The sequence below is a fragment of the Streptomyces sp. NPDC050703 genome, from assembly GCF_040654435.1.
GTDB lineage: Bacteria > Actinomycetota > Actinomycetes > Streptomycetales > Streptomycetaceae > Streptomyces.
The window spans coordinates 124,676-142,954 of the sequence record NZ_JBFAHX010000012.1 but is presented as its reverse complement, the minus strand read 5'-3'; the positions used below and the strand labels follow the sequence as shown (position 1 = coordinate 142,954).

The 18,279-nt window shown below is 72.0% G+C and carries 16 protein-coding genes and 1 pseudogene; 16 read left to right on the top strand and 1 reads right to left on the bottom strand.

Going from position 1 to position 18,279, the window contains the following annotated elements:
* Nucleotide 1 precedes the first annotated feature (1 nt).
* The 14 genes from AB0I16_RS14420 (at nt 2) to AB0I16_RS14355 (ending at nt 15,906) form a co-directional block, all read left to right on the top strand.
* Nucleotides 2–883, top strand: a complete 882-nt coding sequence (locus AB0I16_RS14420) for a glycosyltransferase (protein ID WP_363249715.1) — start codon at nt 2–4, stop codon at nt 881–883.
* Nucleotides 884–978: 95 nt separating this feature from the next.
* A complete protein-coding gene (locus AB0I16_RS14415) occupies nt 979–1,917 on the top strand; it encodes an ABC transporter permease (protein WP_363249681.1) in 939 nt (312 codons plus the stop codon).
* Nucleotides 1,910–2,707: an ABC transporter ATP-binding protein gene (locus AB0I16_RS14410; protein ID WP_363249680.1), complete on the top strand. Its 798-nt coding sequence runs from the start codon at nt 1,910–1,912 to the stop codon at nt 2,705–2,707. Before AB0I16_RS14415 ends, AB0I16_RS14410 begins: the two co-directional genes overlap by 8 nt.
* 364 nt (nt 2,708–3,071) lie before the next feature.
* Nucleotides 3,072–3,971: a squalene synthase HpnC gene (gene hpnC, locus AB0I16_RS14405; RefSeq protein ID WP_363249679.1), complete on the top strand. Its 900-nt coding sequence runs from the start codon at nt 3,072–3,074 to the stop codon at nt 3,969–3,971.
* Nucleotides 3,968–4,918, top strand: coding sequence for a presqualene diphosphate synthase HpnD (gene hpnD / locus AB0I16_RS14400; protein ID WP_363249678.1), 951 nt, complete (start codon nt 3,968–3,970; stop codon nt 4,916–4,918). The genes hpnC and hpnD overlap by 4 nt, the downstream gene beginning before the upstream one ends.
* Nucleotides 4,919–5,042: 124 nt before the next feature.
* A complete protein-coding gene (gene hpnE, locus AB0I16_RS14395; RefSeq protein WP_363249714.1) occupies nt 5,043–6,449 on the top strand; it encodes a hydroxysqualene dehydroxylase HpnE in 1,407 nt (468 codons plus the stop codon).
* A complete protein-coding gene (locus tag AB0I16_RS14390; protein WP_363249677.1) occupies nt 6,446–7,576 on the top strand; it encodes a polyprenyl synthetase family protein in 1,131 nt (376 codons plus the stop codon). The genes hpnE and AB0I16_RS14390 overlap by 4 nt, the downstream gene beginning before the upstream one ends.
* A 104-nt stretch (nt 7,577–7,680) precedes the next feature.
* The gene (shc, locus tag AB0I16_RS14385) at nt 7,681–9,693 is read left to right on the top strand and encodes a squalene--hopene cyclase (protein WP_363249676.1); all 2,013 of its coding nucleotides are present in this window, start codon (nt 7,681–7,683) and stop codon (nt 9,691–9,693) included.
* On the top strand, nt 9,693–10,346 hold the full coding sequence (locus AB0I16_RS14380; protein WP_363249675.1) for a 1-hydroxy-2-methyl-2-butenyl 4-diphosphate reductase: 654 nt from the start codon (nt 9,693–9,695) through the stop codon (nt 10,344–10,346). The genes shc and AB0I16_RS14380 overlap by 1 nt, the downstream gene beginning before the upstream one ends.
* 5 nt (nt 10,347–10,351) lie before the next feature.
* Entirely contained in the window at nt 10,352–11,374 is a 1,023-nt protein-coding gene (gene hpnH / locus AB0I16_RS14375; protein WP_363249674.1) for an adenosyl-hopene transferase HpnH, read from the top strand.
* A gap of 230 nt (nt 11,375–11,604) precedes the next feature.
* Nucleotides 11,605–13,572 (top strand): 1-deoxy-D-xylulose-5-phosphate synthase, encoded by a 1,968-nt coding sequence (gene dxs, locus AB0I16_RS14370; protein WP_363249673.1) that lies wholly within the window; start codon nt 11,605–11,607, stop codon nt 13,570–13,572.
* Nucleotides 13,569–14,954, top strand: a complete 1,386-nt coding sequence (locus tag AB0I16_RS14365) for an aspartate aminotransferase family protein (protein ID WP_363249672.1) — start codon at nt 13,569–13,571, stop codon at nt 14,952–14,954. The genes dxs and AB0I16_RS14365 overlap by 4 nt, the downstream gene beginning before the upstream one ends.
* A 158-nt stretch (nt 14,955–15,112) precedes the next feature.
* Nucleotides 15,113–15,739 carry an XRE family transcriptional regulator gene (locus AB0I16_RS14360; protein ID WP_363249670.1) on the top strand — a complete coding sequence of 209 codons (627 nt, stop codon included), beginning with the start codon at nt 15,113–15,115 and terminating at the stop codon, nt 15,737–15,739.
* 50 nt (nt 15,740–15,789) lie between these two features.
* Entirely contained in the window at nt 15,790–15,906 is a 117-nt protein-coding gene (locus AB0I16_RS14355) for a DUF6126 family protein (RefSeq protein WP_062781807.1), read from the top strand.
* Between the two features lie 22 nt (nt 15,907–15,928).
* On the opposite strand, the gene AB0I16_RS14350 is transcribed toward AB0I16_RS14355, so the two are convergent.
* Nucleotides 15,929–16,726, bottom strand: a complete 798-nt coding sequence (locus AB0I16_RS14350) for a tyrosine-protein phosphatase (RefSeq protein ID WP_363249669.1) — start codon at nt 16,724–16,726, stop codon at nt 15,929–15,931.
* Between the two features lie 279 nt (nt 16,727–17,005).
* On the opposite strand from AB0I16_RS14350, the pseudogene AB0I16_RS14345 reads away from it, so the two are divergent.
* Nucleotides 17,006–17,299: pseudogene (locus AB0I16_RS14345) on the top strand (alpha-galactosidase); the annotation flags it as partial.
* A 78-nt stretch (nt 17,300–17,377) separates the two neighbouring features.
* On the top strand, nt 17,378–18,184 hold the full coding sequence (locus AB0I16_RS14340) for an SGNH/GDSL hydrolase family protein (RefSeq protein ID WP_363249668.1): 807 nt from the start codon (nt 17,378–17,380) through the stop codon (nt 18,182–18,184).
* Nucleotides 18,185–18,279: the final 95 nt, after the last annotated feature.

The following is an 18,279-nucleotide window of genomic DNA, read 5'->3' as shown; positions in this document are numbered from 1 at the left end:
GCTGAAGGTCGGTGCCGTCATCATCACGATGGGCAACCGGCCGCAGGAGCTGCGCGCCCTCCTCGACTCCGTCGCCAAGCAGGACGGCGACCCGGTCGAGGTGGTCGTGGTCGGCAACGGCGCCCCCGTGCCCGACGTCGCAGCGTTCCCGTCGGTCGTACGCACGGTCGAGCTGCCCGAGAACCTCGGCATCCCCGGCGGCCGCAACGTCGGCATCGAGGCGTTCGGCCCCGGCGGCACCGACGTCGACATCCTGCTCTTCCTCGACGACGACGGGCTCCTGGCCAACAGCGACACCGCGCGGCTCTGCCGCGAGGCGTTCGCCGCCGACCCGAGGCTCGGCATCGTCAGCTTCCGCATCGCCGACCCCGACACGGGCGAGACGCAGCGGCGCCACGTGCCGCGGCTGCGGGCCTCGGACCCGATGCGCTCCTCGCGCGTGACGACGTTCCTCGGCGGGGCCAACGCCGTGCGCACCAAGGTCATCGAAGAGGTGGGTCCGCTTCCGGGCGAGTTCTTCTACGCCCACGAGGAGACCGACCTCGCCTGGCGCGCGCTGAACGCGGGCTGGATGATCGACTACCGCTCCGACATGGTGCTCCTGCACCCGACGACGGCCCCCTCGCGGCACGCGGTCTACCACCGCATGGTGGCCCGCAACCGCGTCTGGCTGGCCCGCCGCAACCTGCCGGCGCTCCTCGTCCCCGTCTACCTCGGCGTCTGGATGCTCCTGACCCTCGCCCGCCGCCCCTCGGGCCCCGCCCTGAAGGCATGGTTCGGCGGTTTCAAGGAGGGCTGGACCACGCCCTGCGGCCCGCGCAGGCCCATGAAGTGGCGTACGGTGTGGCGGCTGACCCGACTGGGCCGACCTCCCGTCATCTGACAAGCTCGGGTCTGAGAGCATTCGGGCCATACCCCGGTCCCTGGCCCACGCCTATGCCCGACCGGCTGCGCATCTGAAGACGAAAGTTTCCACTCGTGAGTGAGACAACGCATGACGGCGGAGTCGCGGTGAGCGCGCCCCCGTCGCCCGATGACGGGCTCTCCCGCGCCGAACTCGCCGCCAAGTACGGTCTGACCGTCAGCGGCGCACGGCCCGGACTTTTCGAGTACGTCCGCCAGCTCTGGGGGCGGCGCCACTTCATCATCGCCTTCTCCCAGGCGAAGTTGACCGCCCAGTACAGCCAGGCCAAGCTCGGCCAGCTCTGGCAGGTGGCGACCCCGCTGCTGAACGCGGCGGTCTACTTCTTCATCTTCGGCCTGCTGCTCGGTGCCAGGGAGGGCATTCCGCACGAGATCTACGTGCCGTTCCTCGTGACGGGCGTCTTCGTCTTCACGTTCACGCAGAGCTCGGTCATGGCGGGCGTGCGGGCGATCTCCGGCAACCTCGGCCTCGTCAGGGCCCTGCACTTCCCGCGGGCCTCGCTGCCGATCTCCTTCGCGCTCCAGCAGCTCCAGCAGCTGCTGTTCTCGATGATCGTGCTCGTCGTGATCATGTGCGCGTTCGGGATCTTCCCCGCCCTCTCCTGGTTCCTCGTCCTGCCCGCGCTGATCCTGCAGTTCGCCTTCAACATGGGCCTCGCGCTGATCTTCGCCCGGATGGGCAGCAAGACGCCCGACCTGGCGCAGCTCATGCCGTTCGTGATGCGGACCTGGATGTACGCCTCCGGCGTCATGTTCTCCATCCCCGCGATGCTCGCGACCAAGGAGGGCGTACCCGGCTGGGTCGGTGACGTGCTCCAGTGGAACCCGGCCTCCATCTACATGGACCTGATCCGCTTCGCCATGATCGACAAGTACGACTCCTCGTACCTGCCGCCGCACGTGTGGGCCTTCGCCATCGGCTGGGCCGTCGTGATCGGCGTGGTCGGCTTCGTGTACTTCTGGAAGGCTGAGGAGCGTTACGGCCGTGGCTGACGACAAGACGGACGCGAAGATCACCGACAAGGGGCACATCCCCACCGTCATCGCCGACGAGCTGCACATCGTCTACCGCGTCAACGGCGCGCGGACGGGCAAGGGCAGCGCCACCTCCGCCCTGAGCCGCATGCTCAGGCGCGGCGAGGAGCGCGGCGTCCGCAAGGTGCACGCCGTGCGCGGCGTCAGCTTCACCGCCTACCGCGGCGAGGCCATCGGCCTCATCGGCTCCAACGGCTCGGGCAAGTCCACGCTGCTCCGTGCCATCGCGGGGCTGCTCCCCGCGGAGAAGGGCAAGGTCTACACCGACGGGCAGCCCTCGCTGCTCGGGGTGAACGCGGCCCTGATGAACGACCTGACCGGTGAGCGGAACGTCATCCTCGGCGGCCTCGCGATGGGCATGTCCCGCGAGCAGATCAAGCAGCGCTACCAGGACATCGTCGACTTCTCCGGCATCAACGAGAAGGGCGACTTCATCACCCTGCCGATGCGTACGTACTCCTCCGGCATGGCGGCCCGCCTGCGCTTCTCCATCGCGGCGGCCAAGGACCACGACGTCCTGATGATCGACGAGGCGCTCGCCACGGGCGACCGCAAGTTCCAGAAGCGCTCCGAGGCCCGCATCCGCGAGCTGCGCAAGGAGGCCGGCACGGTCTTCCTGGTCAGCCACAACAACAAGTCGATCCGCGACACCTGCGACCGGGTGCTCTGGCTGGAGCGCGGCGAACTGCGGATGGACGGCCCGACCGACGAGGTCATCAAGGAGTACGAGAAGTTCACGGGCAAGTAGGCGGCCGAGGGGCAAGTAGCCCATTTGCGCCATCCGGCTTCACCCGTTCGACGACAGGCCCCGCCGGGCGCACTCCGGCGGGGCCTGTCGTGCTCACGCGTGCCGGGAGCCCCGGCGGACCCTCAACTCACGGCGCACCGCGGAAGGTTGGCGCCGATCGGTGTGTTGTTGTGATGTGCGGAATACCCCGACGATGCGGGTTGGGTTGTACAACGTAAGCTGTACCGGTGCTGATTCGCGGCAAGTGGGGCGATATGGCGCGGCGTCCCGCCCTCTGAGCACGGTCCGTCTCCGGTGAGGCAGGGCGGCGTGTCCGAAATAGGATGTATTGGGTCGGCAGTGTAGAACGGGAGATGTGACGGCAATGGCTACGGATGATCTCCGGCTCCGCGATGCTTCCGCCGTCCTCGACAAGGCCGCGGACGAGAACTTCCCGGTGGCCCCCTTCTTCCTGCCGCGGGCCTGGCGCGACGACCTCATGGCGGTCTACGGCGTCGTGCGGCTCATCGACGACATCGGCGACGGCGACCTGGACCCGGCGGCCGGGCACGCCGCACGCCTCGGCGTGGACCCCGCGGGCGCCCGCGACCCGCTGCGCATGCTCGACGCCGTCGAGGCCGACCTGCGCGAGGTCTTCGGCGGCGGCGAGGCGGGGCACCCGCTCGTACGCTCGCTCGCCGCCCCCGCGGGGCGCGGGACCCTGACGCTCGACCCCTTCCTCGGCCTGATCGCCGCCAACCGCCAGGACCAGCACGTCGGACGCTACGAGACCTACGACGACCTGGTCGCGTACTGCGCCCTCTCCGCCAACCCCATCGGCCGCCTCGTCCTCGCCATCACCGGCACGGAGACCCCCGAGCGCGTCCGCCGCTCGGACGCGGTCTGCACCGCCCTGCAGATCGTCGAGCACATCCAGGACGTCGCCGAGGACCTCCGGCGCGACCGCATCTACCTGCCCATCGAGGACATGAAGCGCTTCCACGTCAGCGAGCCGGATCTGGCCGCGCCCACCGCAGGCGCGTCGGTGCGCGCACTGGTCGCATTCGAAACGGAACGCGCCCGCCGCCTCCTGAATGAAGGCACCCCCCTCGTGGGTAGCGTCCACGGCAGGCTGAAGCTGCTGCTGACCGGGTTCGTCGCCGGAGGGAGGGCGGCGGTCCGGGCGATCGTCGCCTCGGGGTACGACGTACTGCCCGGACCACCCAAGCCCACCAAGCCCCGCCTGCTGCGCGAGGCCGGGGCGGTTCTGCGAGGAGAGGGGTGAGCCGGACCGTGGAAACAGACCCGCACGTGTCCGCACCGGTGCTCGCCGCGTACAGCTACTGCGAGACCGTCACCGGCCAGCAGGCACGCAACTTCGCCTACGGCATCAGGCTCCTGCCGACGCCGAAGCGGCGCGCGATGTCCGCGCTCTACGCCCTCTCGCGGCGCGTCGACGACATCGGCGACGGCGATCTCGCGCCCGACGTCAAGGCCGACCGGCTCGACGAGACCCGCGCGCTCCTCGTCCGCATCCGCGAGGGCGCGGTCGACGAGGACGACACCGACCCGGTGGCGGTCGCCCTCGCCCACGCCGCCGCGCACTTCCCCATCCCGATGGGCGGCCTCGACGAACTGATCGACGGCGTCCTGATGGACGTACGCGGCGAGACATACGAGACCTGGGAGGACCTGAAGGTCTACTGCCGCTGCGTCGCCGGTGCCATCGGGCGGCTCTCGCTCGGCGTCTTCGGCACGGAGCCGGGGGCCCCGCACGCCGAGCGCGCGCCGGAGTACGCCGACACGCTCGGCCTCGCGCTCCAGCTCACCAACATCCTGCGCGACGTGCGCGAGGACGCCGGGGACGGGCGCACCTACCTGCCCGCGGAGGACCTCGCCAAGTTCGGCTGCTCCGCCGGGTTCACGGGCTCCGAGCCGCCCGCCGGCTCCGACTTCGCCGGACTCGTCCACTTCGAGGTCCGCAGGGCGCGCGCCCTGTTCGCCGAGGGCTACCGCCTGCTGCCCCTGCTCGACCGGCGCAGCGGCGCCTGCGTCGCGGCCATGGCCGGCATCTACCGCCGCCTGCTCGACCGCATCGAACGCGAGCCCGAGGCCGTCCTGCGCGGCCGCGTCTCGCTGCCGGGCCGCGAGAAGGCGTACGTCGCCGTGCGGGGCCTGTCCGGCCTCGACACGCGCCACGTGTCGCGCCAGAACCTCAGGAGGCGCGCGTGAGGCGCCCCACGAGCGCGGGCGCGGCGGCCGTCGCGGCCCCCGCGAAGCGGCGGGCAACCCTCCGCCGCACGACGGCGTCCCAGACTGCGACGGCCGAAGGAGAGGGTGCGTGAACAGCCACGACATGCGGCCCGACGGGCCGCCCGCGGACACCGGAGGCCGCCCCGACGGGGCGGCCGTAGTGATCGGCGGCGGACTCGCGGGCGTCACCGCCGCGCTCTCCCTCGCCGACGCCGGACTGCGCGTGACGCTCCTCGAAGGACGCCCGCGCCTCGGCGGGCTCGCCTTCTCCTTCCGGCGCGGCGACCTGACCGTCGACAACGGCCAGCACGTCTACCTGCGCTGCTGCACCGCCTACCGCTGGTTCCTCGACCGCGTCGGCGGCGCGCACCTCGCGCCCCTGCAGGATCGTCTCGACGTACCCGTGCTCGACGCCGACCGCAACCGGCTCGGACGGCTGCGCCGCGCCGAACTGCCCGTCCCGCTGCACCTGGCGGCGAGCCTCGCCACCTACCCGCACCTCTCGCTCGCCGAGCGCGCCAAGGTGGGGCGCGCCGCGCTCGCCCTCAAGGGCCTCGACCCGGCGGACCCGCTGCTCGACACGCAGGACTTCGGCACCTGGCTGGCCCGGCACGGCCAGTCGCCGCGTGCCGTCGAGGCGCTCTGGGACCTCGTGGGCGTGGCCACGCTCAACGCGGTCGCGGGCGACGCCTCGCTCGGGCTCGCCGCCATGGTGTTCAAGACCGGGCTGCTCTCCGACCCCGGAGCCGCCGACATCGGCTGGTCCCGGGTGCCGCTCGGCGAGCTGCACGACACACTGGCCCGCCGGGCGCTCGACGCCGCCGGGGTCCGCACCGAGGTCAAGGCGCGCGTCAGCGCCATCTCCCGTACACCGGGCGGCGGTTGGCGGGTGGAGGTGCCCGGCGAGACCATCGACGCCGACACCGTCGTCCTCGCCGTGCCGCAGCGCGAGGCCCACGACCTCCTCCCGGACGGGGCGCTCGACCACCCCGACCGGCTGCTCGACATCGACGACGCGCCGATCCTCAACATGCACGTCGTGTACGACAGGAAGGTCCTGAAGCGGCCGTTCTTCGCCGCCCTCGGCACGCCGGTGCAGTGGGTGTTCGACCGCACGGAGGCGTCCGGGCTCACCGAGGGGCAGTACCTCGCGCTCTCGCAGTCCGCGGCCCAGGACGAGATCGACGCACCCGTCGCCGCGCTGCGGACGCGCTACCTGCCCGAACTGGAACGGCTGCTGCCCGCCGCGCACGGCGCCGAGGTGCGGGACTTCTTCGTGACCCGCGAGCGCACCGCCACCTTCGCGCCCACCCCCGGCGTCGGCCGGCTCAGGCCGGGGGCGCGCACCAGGGCCCGCGGTCTGTACCTCGCGGGCGCGTGGACCGCCACCGGCTGGCCCGCGACCATGGAGAGCGCCGTGCGCAGCGGCATCAGCGCGGCCGAGGCCGCCCTCTCCGCACTCGACCGCCCCCGTGACCACCTCTTCGCGTTCGAGGAGGCGGCGGCGTGAAGCTCGACCTCCTGGGGACAGCTCCCCAGGGAACAAGCACCGGAACCAGAGGAGAAACTGTGCCGACTGTGCCCTCGGCCGAAACGGCTGCCGACACGGTGGACGTGACCTCACTGCTCGAACGCGGAAGGACCCTGGCCACCCCGGTGCTGCGGGCCGCTGTGGACCGTCTCGCGCCCCCCATGGACACGGTGGCCGCCTACCACTTCGGCTGGATCGACGCCGCGGGCAACCCGTCCGACGGCGACGGCGGCAAGGCGGTGCGCCCCGCGCTCGCCCTGCTCTCCGCCGAGGCCGCCGGCGCGGCCCCCGAGGTCGGCGTGCCCGGCGCCGTCGCCGTGGAACTCGTGCACAACTTCTCGCTCCTGCACGACGACCTGATGGACGGCGACGAGCAGCGCCGCCACCGCGACACCGTCTGGAAGGTGCACGGCCCCGCGCAGGCCATCCTCGTCGGCGACGCCCTCTTCGCGCTCGCCAACGAGATCCTGCTGGAGATCGGCACCGTCGAGGCGGGCCGCGCCACGCGCCGCCTCACCTCCGCCAGCCGCGCGCTGATCGACGGCCAGGCGCAGGACATCTCCTACGAGCACCGCGAGCGGGTCACCGTCGAGGAGTGCCTGGAGATGGAGGGCAACAAGACGGGCGCCCTGCTCGCCTGCGCCGTCTCCATCGGTGCCGTGCTCGGCGGCGCCGACGACCGCACCGCCGATGTCCTGGAGACGTACGGCTACCACCTCGGCCTCGCCTTCCAGGCCGTGGACGACCTGCTCGGCATCTGGGGCGACCCGGAGTCCACCGGCAAGCAGACCTGGAGCGACCTGCGCCAGCGCAAGAAGTCGCTGCCGGTGGTGGCCGCGCTCGCCGCGGGCGGGCCCGCGTCCGAGCGGCTCGGCGAGCTGCTGGCCGCCGACGCCAAGAGCAGTGACTTCGACAGTTTCTCCGAGGAGGAGTTCGCCGCGCGCGCCGCCCTCATCGAAGAGGCGGGCGGACGCCGGTGGACCGCCGAGGAGGCCCGGCGCCAGCACACCATCGCCATCGAGGCCCTGGACACCGTGTCGATGCCGGACCGGGTGCGGGAGCAGCTCGTCGCACTCGCCGACTTCGTCGTCGTACGAGAGAGATGATCACTATCGGCCGCATATGACTCGCAGTCGCCGGCCGGCGCACCGCGTCGGCCGACGGCGGACCCACAGCAGAGGTAAGCACCGCACTGCACGAAGGGGAAGCCATGACAGCGACGACCGACGGAAGCACCGGAGCGGTGACGCCCCGCGCAGCCTCGGCCAGCCATTCCATCGACGCCCCCGCCGCGACGCCGCCGACGGCCGGGACCAGGGACGTCGCCGCCCGGGCCATACAGCGCTCCACCGACTTCCTGCTGTCCCGGCAGGACGCCGAGGGCTGGTGGAAGGGCGACCTCGAAACCAACGTGACCATGGACGCCGAGGACCTCCTCCTGCGGCAGTTCCTCGGCATCGGGGACGAGCGGACCACGCGCGCCGCCGCGCTGTTCATCCGCGGCGAGCAGCGCGAGGACGGCACCTGGGCCACCTTCTTCGGCGGCCCCGGAGAGCTCTCCGCCACCATCGAGGCGTACGTCGCGCTGCGCCTGGCGGGCGACGGGCCCGACGAGCCGCACATGGCCAGGGCCGCCGAGTGGATCAGGGACCGGGGCGGCATCGCGGAGAGCAGGGTCTTCACCCGCATCTGGCTCGCCCTCTTCGGCTGGTGGAGCTGGGACGACCTGCCCGAACTCCCGCCGGAGCTCATCTACTTCCCGCCCTGGGTCCCGCTCAACATCTACGACTTCGGCTGCTGGGCGCGGCAGACCATCGTGCCGCTCACCATCGTCTCCGCCAAGCGCCCGGTGCGCCCCGCGCCCTTCGCCCTCGACGAACTGCACGTCGACCCGCGCGTCCCGTGCCCCGCCAAGCCCCTGGCCCCCGCGACGAGCTGGGACGGCCTCTTCGAACGGCTCGACAAGGCGCTGCACGTCTACCACCGGGTCGCGCCGCGCGGGCTGCGCAGGGCGGCGATGAACAGCGCCGCCCGCTGGATCATCGAGCGCCAGGAGAACGACGGCTGCTGGGGCGGCATCCAGCCGCCCGCCGTCTACTCGATCATCGCGCTGCACCTGCTCGGCTACGACCTCGAACACCCCGTCCTGAAGGCGGGGCTCGCCTCGCTCGACCGGTTCGCCGTGTGGCGCGAGGACGGCGCCCGGATGATCGAGGCCTGCCAGTCGCCCGTGTGGGACACCTGCCTGGCCACGATCGCGCTCGCGGACGCCGGACTGCCCGCCGACCACCCGCAGCTCGTCAGGGCGGCGGACTGGATGCTGGGCGAGGAGATCGTGCGCCCCGGCGACTGGGCGGTGCGCAAGCCCCGACTGGCGCCCGGCGGCTGGGCGTTCGAGTTCCACAACGACAACTACCCCGACATCGACGACACCGCGGAGGTGGCCCTCGCACTGCGCCGGGTGGCCCACCCCGACAAGGACCGGGTGGAGAACGCCATCGCGCGCGGGGTGCGCTGGACCCTCGGCATGCAGTCGAGGAACGGCGCCTGGGCCGCCTTCGACGCCGACAACACCAGCCCCTTCCCCAACCGGCTGCCGTTCTGCGACTTCGGCGAGGTCATCGACCCGCCGTCCGCCGACGTCACCGGGCACGTGGTCGAGATGCTCGCCGTCGAGGGCGAGTCCCACGCCCCGCACACCCGGCGCGGCATCGAATGGCTCCTCGCCGAGCAGGAGGACAACGGCGCCTGGTTCGGCCGCTGGGGCGTCAACTACCTCTACGGCACGGGCTCGGTGGTGCCCGCGCTGATCACGGCGGGGCTTCCCGCGTCGCACGCCGCGATCCGCCGCGCGGTGCGCTGGGTGGAGTCGGTGCAGAACGACGACGGCGGCTGGGGCGAGGACCTGCGCTCCTACCGCGACCGCGGCTGGGTGGGACACGGCACGTCCACCGCGTCGCAGACCGCGTGGGCGCTGCTCACCCTGCTCGCGGCGGGGGAGCGCGAGGCGCCCTCCGTGGAGCGCGGCATCGCCTGGCTCGCCGGGACCCAGCGGCCCGACGGCTCCTGGGACGAGCCGTACTTCACCGGCACCGGCTTCCCCTGGGACTTCTCCATCAACTACCACCTCTACCGCCAGGTGTTCCCGCTCACCGCCCTCGGCAGGTACGTCAACGGCGAGCCGTTCCCGGCCGGCTCGGCCCGCACCGGCAAGGGAAGCTGATGGCGGGCGCCCCGGCCCGCGGGGCGGGCACCGCACCGCTGCTGATCGCCTGCGCGCTCGGCATCGAGAGGTTCGCCCTGCGCACGGGCGACCGCGGCGGCGCCCCGGACGCCATGACCGTGCTCCGCACCGGCATGGGCCCCGCCAACGCCGAGCGCGCCGTCGCCGGGGCGCTCGGCGAGGGGCCCCTGCGCGGCGCGGCGGTGGTGGCCACCGGCTTCTGCGCGGGGCTCACGCCCGGGATGCACCCGGGTGACCTCGTCGTCGCCGACCAGACCAGGGACGCGCACGGCGCCACGCCGTGCACGGGCACCGAGCTGCTGGTCGAGGAGCTGGGCAGGGCCCTGCCCCGGCGGGCCGTGCACACCGGTCCGCTCATCGGCTCCGACCACGTGGTCCGCGGCCCCGAACGCGGCCGGCTCCGCGCCGCGGGGGCCATCGCCGTGGACATGGAGTCCGCGGCGACGCTGCGCGGCGCCGTCCGCGCCGGACAGCGGCCCGTTGCCGCCGTCCGGGTGGTCGTGGACACCCCACAGCACGAACTCGTCCGCATCGGCACGGTACGCGGTGGAATATCGGCTTTCCGCGTTCTCCGTGCCGTGCTTCCCGCTTTCTTCGAATGGCACCGTTCTTCTTTGCTCCCCCGGAGGTGAGCCAGATGGCCATGCCGCTGCGCCAGTCCATCAAGGTGGCGACGTATCTTGCCGAGCAGAAGCTTCGAAAGCGTGACAAGTTTCCGTTGATCGTCGAGTTGGAACCGCTTTTCGCGTGCAATCTCAAGTGCGAGGGCTGCGGGAAGATCCAGCACCCGGCCGGGGTGCTCAAGCAGCGCATGCCCGTGGCCCAGGCCGTGGGCGCCGTCCTCGAATCCGGCGCGCCGATGGTGTCCATCGCCGGCGGCGAGCCGCTGATGCACCCGCAGATCGACGAGATCGTGCGCCAGTTGGTGGCCAGGAAGAAGTACGTCTTCCTCTGCACCAACGCCATGCTGATGCGCAAGAAGATGGACAAGTTCACGCCATCGCCGTATTTCGCGTTCGCCGTGCACATCGACGGCATGCGCGAGCGGCACGACGAGTCGGTGGCGAAGGAGGGCGTGTTCGACGAGGCGGTGGAGGCCATCAAGGAGGCCAAACGGCGCGGTTTCCGTGTCACCACCAATTCGACGTTCTTCAACACCGACACCCCGCAGACCATCATCGAGGTCCTCAATTTCCTCAATGACGACCTCCAGGTCGACGAGATGATGCTGTCGCCCGCCTACGCCTACGAGAAGGCCCCCGACCAGGAGCACTTCCTGGGCGTCGAGCAGACCCGCGAGCTGTTCAAGAAGGCCTTCGCGGGCGGCAACCGCCGGCGCTGGCGGCTGAACCACTCGCCGCTCTTCCTCGACTTCCTGGAGGGCAAGGCGGACTTCCCGTGCACCGCGTGGGCGATCCCCAACTACTCCCTCTTCGGCTGGCAGCGCCCCTGCTACCTGATGAGCGACGGGTACGTCCCCACGTACCGCGAACTGATCGAGGAGACCGACTGGGAGAAGTACGGCCGCGGCAAGGACCCGCGCTGCGCCAACTGCATGGCGCACTGCGGCTACGAACCGACCGCCGTCCTCGCCACGATGGGCTCGCTCAAGGAGTCCCTCCGCGCCGCCCGTGAGACGGTCTCGGGAAACCGCGGGTGACGGCCGTGACCCCTGGAGAGCCCGTTTCCCCGGGCCTTCCCGAGCCGCCGGTCCGGCCCGTCCCGCAGCGTCGCGTCCCGCGGCGCGTCGAGGCGGGGCGGGGCGGCGGTGGTCGCCCCGGGCAACGTCACCGTGAGCTGAGCTGAGCTGAGCAGAGCAGGGCCGCCGAGCAGAGCCGCTGAGCGGCGGAGCCGAGCAGAGCCGAGAACTGGCAGAGAGGGGGCCCGAGCATGACGATTCTCGACACCATCCGGGGGCCGCGCGATCTCAAGGCGCTGACCGAGGCCGAACTCGACACACTGTCGGAGGAGGTCCGCGAGTTCCTGGTGCACGCGGTCGCGAGGACCGGCGGCCACCTCGGGCCCAACCTGGGGGTGGTGGAGCTCTCGATCGCCCTGCACCGGGTCTTCGAGTCGCCCGTCGACCGCATCGTCTGGGACACCGGACACCAGAGCTACGTGCACAAACTCCTGACGGGGCGCCAGGACTTCTCCAAGCTGCGCGGCAAGGGCGGCCTCTCGGGCTACCCCTCGCGCGAGGAGTCCGAGCACGACATCGTCGAGAACAGCCACGCCTCGACCGCGCTCGGCTGGGCCGACGGCCTCGCCAAGGCGCGCCAGGTACTCGGCGAGCGGGGCCACGTGGTCGCCGTCATCGGGGACGGCGCGCTCACCGGCGGCATGGCGTGGGAGGCGCTGAACAACATCGCGGCGGCGAAGAACCGGCCGCTGATCATCGTCGTCAACGACAACGAACGCTCCTACGCCCCCACCATCGGCGGCCTCGCCGACCACCTCGCCACACTGCGCACCACCGACAGCTACGAAAGGGTCCTTGCCTGGGGCAAGGACATCCTCCAGCGCACCCCCCTGGTGGGGCAGACCCTGTACGAGTCCCTGCACGGCGCCAAGAAGGGCTTCAAGGACGCCTTCGCGCCGCAGGGCATGTTCGAGGACCTGGGGCTGAAGTACGTGGGTCCGATCGACGGCCACGACACAGGCGCCGTCGAGTCGGCGCTGCGACGCGCCAAACGCTTCCACGGCCCGGTCCTCGTGCACTGCCTCACCGAGAAGGGCCGCGGATACGAACCCGCGCTCGCGGACGAGGCCGACCGCTTCCACACCGTCGGCGTCATGGACCCGCTCACCTGCGAGCCGCTGGCACCCTCCAACGGCCCGTCCTGGACCTCGGTGTTCGGCGACGAGATCGTGCGCATCGGCGCCGAGCGCGAGGACGTCGTCGCCATCACCGCCGCCATGCTGGGCCCGGTCGGCCTCGCCGAGTTCGCCGCGGCCCACCCCGACCGGGTCTGGGACGTGGGCATCGCCGAGCAGCACGCCGCGGTGTCGGCGGCCGGTCTCGCCACGGGCGGCCTCCACCCGGTCGTCGCGGTCTACGCGACCTTCCTCAACCGCGCCTTCGACCAGCTCCTGATGGACGTCGCGCTGCACCGGTGCGGGGTCACCTTCGTCCTCGACCGCGCCGGGATCACCGGGGTGGACGGGGCCTCGCACAACGGCATGTGGGACCTGTCGATCCTCCAGGTCGTGCCCGGCCTGCGGATCGCCGCGCCGCGCGACGCCGACCAGCTCCGCGCCCAGCTCAGGGAGGCCGTCGCGGTGGACGACGCGCCCACCCTCATCCGCTTCCCCAAGGAGTCCGTGGGCCCCGCGATCCCGGCGGTGGACCGGCTCGGCGGCCTGGACGTGCTGCTCCAGTCCACCGGCACCGGCACCGGCACCGGCGCGGATGCCGGAGCCGGCGCCGACGTGCTGCTCGTCGCCGTCGGCGTGATGGCGCCGGTCTGCCTCCAGGCCGCCGAGCTGCTGCGGGAGCGCGGCCTTCGCTGCACCGTCGTCGACCCCCGCTGGGTCAAGCCGGTCGACCCGGAGCTGCCCGGCCTCGCCGCCCGCCACCGCGTCGTGGCCGTGGTCGAGGACAACAGCCGCGCCTCGGGCGTCGGCGCCGCGGTCGCGCTCGCGCTCGGCGACGCCGAGGTCGACGTACCCGTACGGCGGTTCGGCATCCCGGAGCAGTTCCTCGCGCACGCCAAGCGCGGCGAGGTCCTGGCGGACCTCGGCCTCACGCCGGTCGAGATCGCGGGCCGGATCAGCGCCACGCTGGCCCGCAAGGACGGGGCGGGAGCCGAAGGACGGGAGACGGACACGGAGCACAGCGGCAAGGAGTACAGCGCATGACCAAGGAGTTCGACCTCGGCAGGCTCCTGGCCGAGCGGGGCGCCGAGCGGTACGAGCTGCACGCGAGGCACCTCAACCACCAGCTGCCGCGCATGCTGCACACCATCGGCTTCGACAAGGTCTACGAGCGGGCCGAGGGCGCGTACTTCTGGGACGCCGAGGGCGACGACTACCTCGACATGCTGGCCGGCTTCGGCGTGATGGGCCTCGGCAGGCACCACCCCGTGGTCCGCAAGGCGCTCCACGACGTCCTGGACGCCTCGCTCGCCGACCTCACCCGCTTCGACTGCCAGCCGCTGCCGGGGCTGCTCGCCGAGCGGCTCCTCACCCACAGCCCGCACCTGGACCGGGTGTTCTTCGGCAACAGCGGCACGGAGGCCGTCGAGACCGCCCTGAAGTTCGCCCGGTACGCCACGGGCAAGCCGCGGGTCCTCTACTGCTCCCACGCCTTCCACGGGCTGACCACCGGCTCGCTCTCCGTCAACGGCGAGAGCGGCTTCAGGGACGGCTTCGCGCCGCTGCTGCCCGACACGGCCGTCCCGCTCGGCGACCTCGACGCGCTGGCGAAGGAGCTGGAGAAGGGCGACGTGGCCGGGCTCATCGTCGAGCCCGTCCAGGGCAAGGGCGTCCTGGAGCCCCCGCCCGGCTATCTGCGCGCCGCCCAGGAGCTGCTGCACCGCCACAGGGCGCTCCTGATCGCCGACGAGGTGCAGACCGGCCTCGGCAGGACCGGCCGGTTCTACGCCTACCAGCACGAGGAGGGCGTCGAGCCGGACCTGGTCTGTGTCGCCAAGGCGCTGTCGGGCGGCTATGTGCCGGTCGGCGCCACGCTCGGCAAGGACTGGATCTTCAAGAAGGTCTACTCCTCCATGGACCGCGTGCTCGTGCACTCGGCGAGCTTCGGCTCCAACGCGCAGGCCATGGCCGCCGGGCTCGCGGTCCTCGCCGTCATGGAGGACGAGGGGACCGTGGAGAACGCCCGCGTGACGGGGGAACTCCTGAAGTCCCGCCTCGCCGCGCTCGTCGACCGCTACGAGCTGCTGCACGAGGTGCGGGGCCGCGGCCTGATGATCGGCATCGAGTTCGGGCGCCCCAGGTCGCTGAAGCTGCGCGGGCGCTGGACGATGCTGCAGGCCGCGCGCAAGGGCCTCTTCGCGCAGATGGTGGTCGTGCCGCTGCTGCGGAAGCACCGCATCCTCACCCAGGTCTCCGGCGACCACCTGGAGGTCATCAAGCTGATCCCGCCGCTGACCGTGGGGGAGAAGGAGGTCGACCGCTTCGTGGGGGCCTTCACCGCCGTGATGGACGAGGCGCACAGCGGGGGCGGGCTGATGTGGGACTTCGGCAGGACACTGGTGAAACAGGCGGTCGCGAACCGCTAGGGGCGCACCGCTGCGAACCGCTGGCGGGCGCACCGCCGCGAGCGGCTTCCGGAGGGCTTTGCCCCCGGCTTCGCCCTGGCCTTGCCCCCGGCTTCGCCCCGCTTTGCCTCTGGGGCAAGAAAGTTGCCTGCGAGGCAAAGCTCTGGCTCAATCAAGGTATGAGCACCCCCGAGCCCGCCGAGGCGCCGGAAGCGGCCGAGGCGCTGCCCGCCGTCGCGCCGCAACTGCGTGAGCTGCGGCGCCGCGCCCAGCTCACCCTGGAGGCCGCCGCCCGCACCGCCGGGCTCTCGCCCGCCCACCTCTCCCGCCTGGAGACCGGGCAGCGCCAGCCGTCGCTGCCGATGCTGCTCGCACTCGCCCGCATCTACGGTACGACGGTCTCCGAACTCCTCGGCGAGACCGTGGCCGACCACGACTCCGTGATCCGCGCGGCGGACATGGAACCCACCAGGGCCGGCGGCTGGACCTACTGGCAGGCGGGCGCCCGCAGCCGCTCCATGCAGGCCCTGCGCGTCCACGTGCCGCACGGCGCGCAGGGCGACATCGTCCGCGTCCACCCCGGCGAGGAGTGGCTGCACGTCCTGAAGGGGCGGCTGCGGCTGCGCCTGGGCGACGCCACGCACATCCTCGCGCCGGGGGACGGCGCGCACTTCGACTCGCTGACCCCGCACCGCATCGCCGCCGCCGATCAGGACGGCGCCGATCTCCTCTTCGTCCACACGCTGCTGCAGAGCCCCGCCACCGCGGTGTGCCTGGGCGGCCCCACCCCGGGAGAGCCGGCATGAGTGACCTCGAACCGCAGGGTTCCGCACAGCCCGAGCGGCGGTCCAAGGACATGGAGGAGAAGTTCCCCCGCGCCCTGTGGATACGCCTGATCATCTACGTCGCCGTCGGCCACATCTTCGCGGCCTTCATCTACCTGCTGTTCGAGCTGGGGGCGCAGAACCAGTAGGCCGCCAGGGCGGCCGGCGGTCCTAGTCGAGCAGGCGCTCGCGCAGCCGCTCGCGGGTCTCGGGGGAGAGCTTCAGGCCCTCGGCGAGGTAGGCGTCCGTGCCGCCCCAGGTCCGCTCGATCGTCTCGAACGCGGCGGCCAGATACTCGGCGCGGGCGTCGAAGAGCGGGTTGAGCAACTCCATGACCTCGGGGGACATCGCGTTCGGGACGGCGCTCGAACGCCGCACCCGGTAGCGCCTGTGCGCCGCGTTCGACTCCAGGTAGTCCGCCTCGATGGCGTCCCGCTCCACCCCGACGGCCAGCAGCGTCACCGCTATGGAGAGCCCGGCGCGGTCCTTGCCCGCGGCGCAGTGCATCAGCGCGGGCACGCTGTCGTCGGCCAGCGCGTGCAGCACCCTGCTGTGCTCGGCGGTGCGGTCCTTGATGATCATCCGGTACGAGGCCGTCATCCGTTCGGCGCCCTTGCCGTCGGCGAGGATCGAGCGGAGCTGGTCGAGGTCGCCGTCGCGGACCATCTCCCAGAACTCCGCGCCGTCGGCCGGGTCGCTCAGCGGCAGGTTCACGTTCCGCACGCCGGGCAGCGCCACGTCAGGGCCTTCGAGGCGCTGGTCGGCCGCGTTGCGGAAGTCGAAGACCGTGTGCAGGCCCAGCGAGGACAGGAAGGCGGTGTCGGCCTCGGTGGCGTGCGCGAGGTGCCCGCTGCGGAACAGCCGCCCCGCGCGGACCCGGCGGCCGTCCGCGGTCGGCAGCCCGCCCACGTCACGGAAGTTGCGCACGCCGGCCAGCTCGGGCTCTGTGGACGGGACCTGCTGCGTCACGAACTCTCCTCGGGCTCTGCCGCCGGCGTCGCTCGCCGGTGAATGCGCCTTCGACGATACGACATGGGTTCCTCGGGCAATCACCCTCGCGCGGCGGTTGCCCGAGGCGCACTGGGGCCCCGACGATGTGCGTATGCGCGTCTTCCCGTCCGGTTCGCGGCGAGACTCTGCGGGGGTCCGATGGTCGAGGTCGCCGAGGAGCGGCAGCGGGCCCCGGCGCACCGGGCGGCAGGGCCCGGCGTCGAGCTGTTCGTCGTCGACGACGCGTGGTTCGGCGGCCGGGTCGACGGCCGCGTCAGCTCGCCGCGCCTCCGGTTCGTCGGCGCGATGGCCGGGGTACTCGACGTCGGGGGCGACCTCACCCGGGGAGCGAGGCCGAACTCGCCGGAGCCCGCGACTGGGTCGACCTCTACAAGGAGATCAGGCCGACCGTGCGGCTCGGCCACCTCTACCAGAGCGGTGCTGCCGCACCGGGGGCCGCGGACCGGGCTCACGGGCGATCTGGACGCGGCGGTGTCCCGGCTGCGGAGGTGCCACGGGACGGCATTTATTCCGGCCTTGGACGAATCTTGACCGGTGGGTTATCTCACGCCCCGTCAACCCCTCCCTACGGTGGCGTAGGTCACTTAGCAAGGTGAAGTATGTGACCCCGTGAGCGCAGAGTCGACAACCTTCATCCCCCGCCCCCTCAACCACACCGTCTTCACCTCCTACGCGGCCGTCGGCGACAGCTTCACCGAAGGAGTGGGCGACCCCGGCCCCGACGGCACGTTCGTCGGGTGGGCCGACCGCCTCGCGGTCCTGCTCGACGACCGGGTGCCCGAGCACACCTTCCGGTACGCCAACCTCGCCGTGCGCGGGAAGCTCCTCGACCAGATCGTCGAGGACCAGGTGCCCCGCGCCAAGGAGCTCTCACCCGACCTGGTGACCTTCTGCGCGGGCGGCAACGACATCATCCGCCCCGGCACCGACCCCGACGAGGTCGCCGAGCGCTTCGAGCGCGCCGTCGCCGACCTCACGTCGTCCGTCGGCACGGTCATGGTGACCACCGGCTTCGACACCCGCGGCGTCGCGGTGCTCAAGCACCTGCGCGGCAAGATCGCCACGTACAACATGCACGTCCGCGCGATCGCCGACCGCTACGGCTGCCCCGTCCTCGACCTGTGGTCCCTCAAGACCGTCCAGGACCGGCGTGCCTGGGACGGCGACCGGCTGCACCTCTCGGCGGAGGGGCACACGCGCGTGGCGCTGCGGGCCGGCCAGGTGCTCGGCCTCGCGGTGCCCGCCGACCCCGACCAGGTGTGGCCGCCGCTGCCGCCGCGCGGCGCGCTCGACCTGCGGCGCGACGACATCCACTGGGCGCGCGAGTACCTGGTGCCGTGGATCGGCCGGCGCATCCGCGGCGAGAGCTCCGGCGACCACGTGGCCGCCAAGCGCCCCGACCTGCTGCCCCTCTGACGAGGCGCCCGCGCCGGGCCCGGGAGCCGGGGGCTCGGCGATGTGGCGGCGCGGCCGGCGGACATAATGGAAAGGCCCATCCATCCCCTTCAGGA

Coding starts and splice junctions, on each gene's coding strand:
- hpnC (WP_363249679.1), top strand. CDS start 3,072: ATGGCTACGGATGATCTCCGGCTCCGCGATGCTTCCGCCGTCCTCGAC.
- hpnE (WP_363249714.1), top strand. CDS start 5,043: ATGCGGCCCGACGGGCCGCCCGCGGACACCGGAGGCCGCCCCGACGGG.
- shc (WP_363249676.1), top strand. CDS start 7,681: ATGACAGCGACGACCGACGGAAGCACCGGAGCGGTGACGCCCCGCGCA.
- AB0I16_RS14380 (WP_363249675.1), top strand. CDS start 9,693: ATGGCGGGCGCCCCGGCCCGCGGGGCGGGCACCGCACCGCTGCTGATC.
- hpnH (WP_363249674.1), top strand. CDS start 10,352: ATGGCCATGCCGCTGCGCCAGTCCATCAAGGTGGCGACGTATCTTGCC.
- dxs (WP_363249673.1), top strand. CDS start 11,605: ATGACGATTCTCGACACCATCCGGGGGCCGCGCGATCTCAAGGCGCTG.
- AB0I16_RS14365 (WP_363249672.1), top strand. CDS start 13,569: ATGACCAAGGAGTTCGACCTCGGCAGGCTCCTGGCCGAGCGGGGCGCC.
- AB0I16_RS14360 (WP_363249670.1), top strand. CDS start 15,113: ATGAGCACCCCCGAGCCCGCCGAGGCGCCGGAAGCGGCCGAGGCGCTG.
- AB0I16_RS14355 (WP_062781807.1), top strand. CDS start 15,790: ATGGAGGAGAAGTTCCCCCGCGCCCTGTGGATACGCCTGATCATCTAC.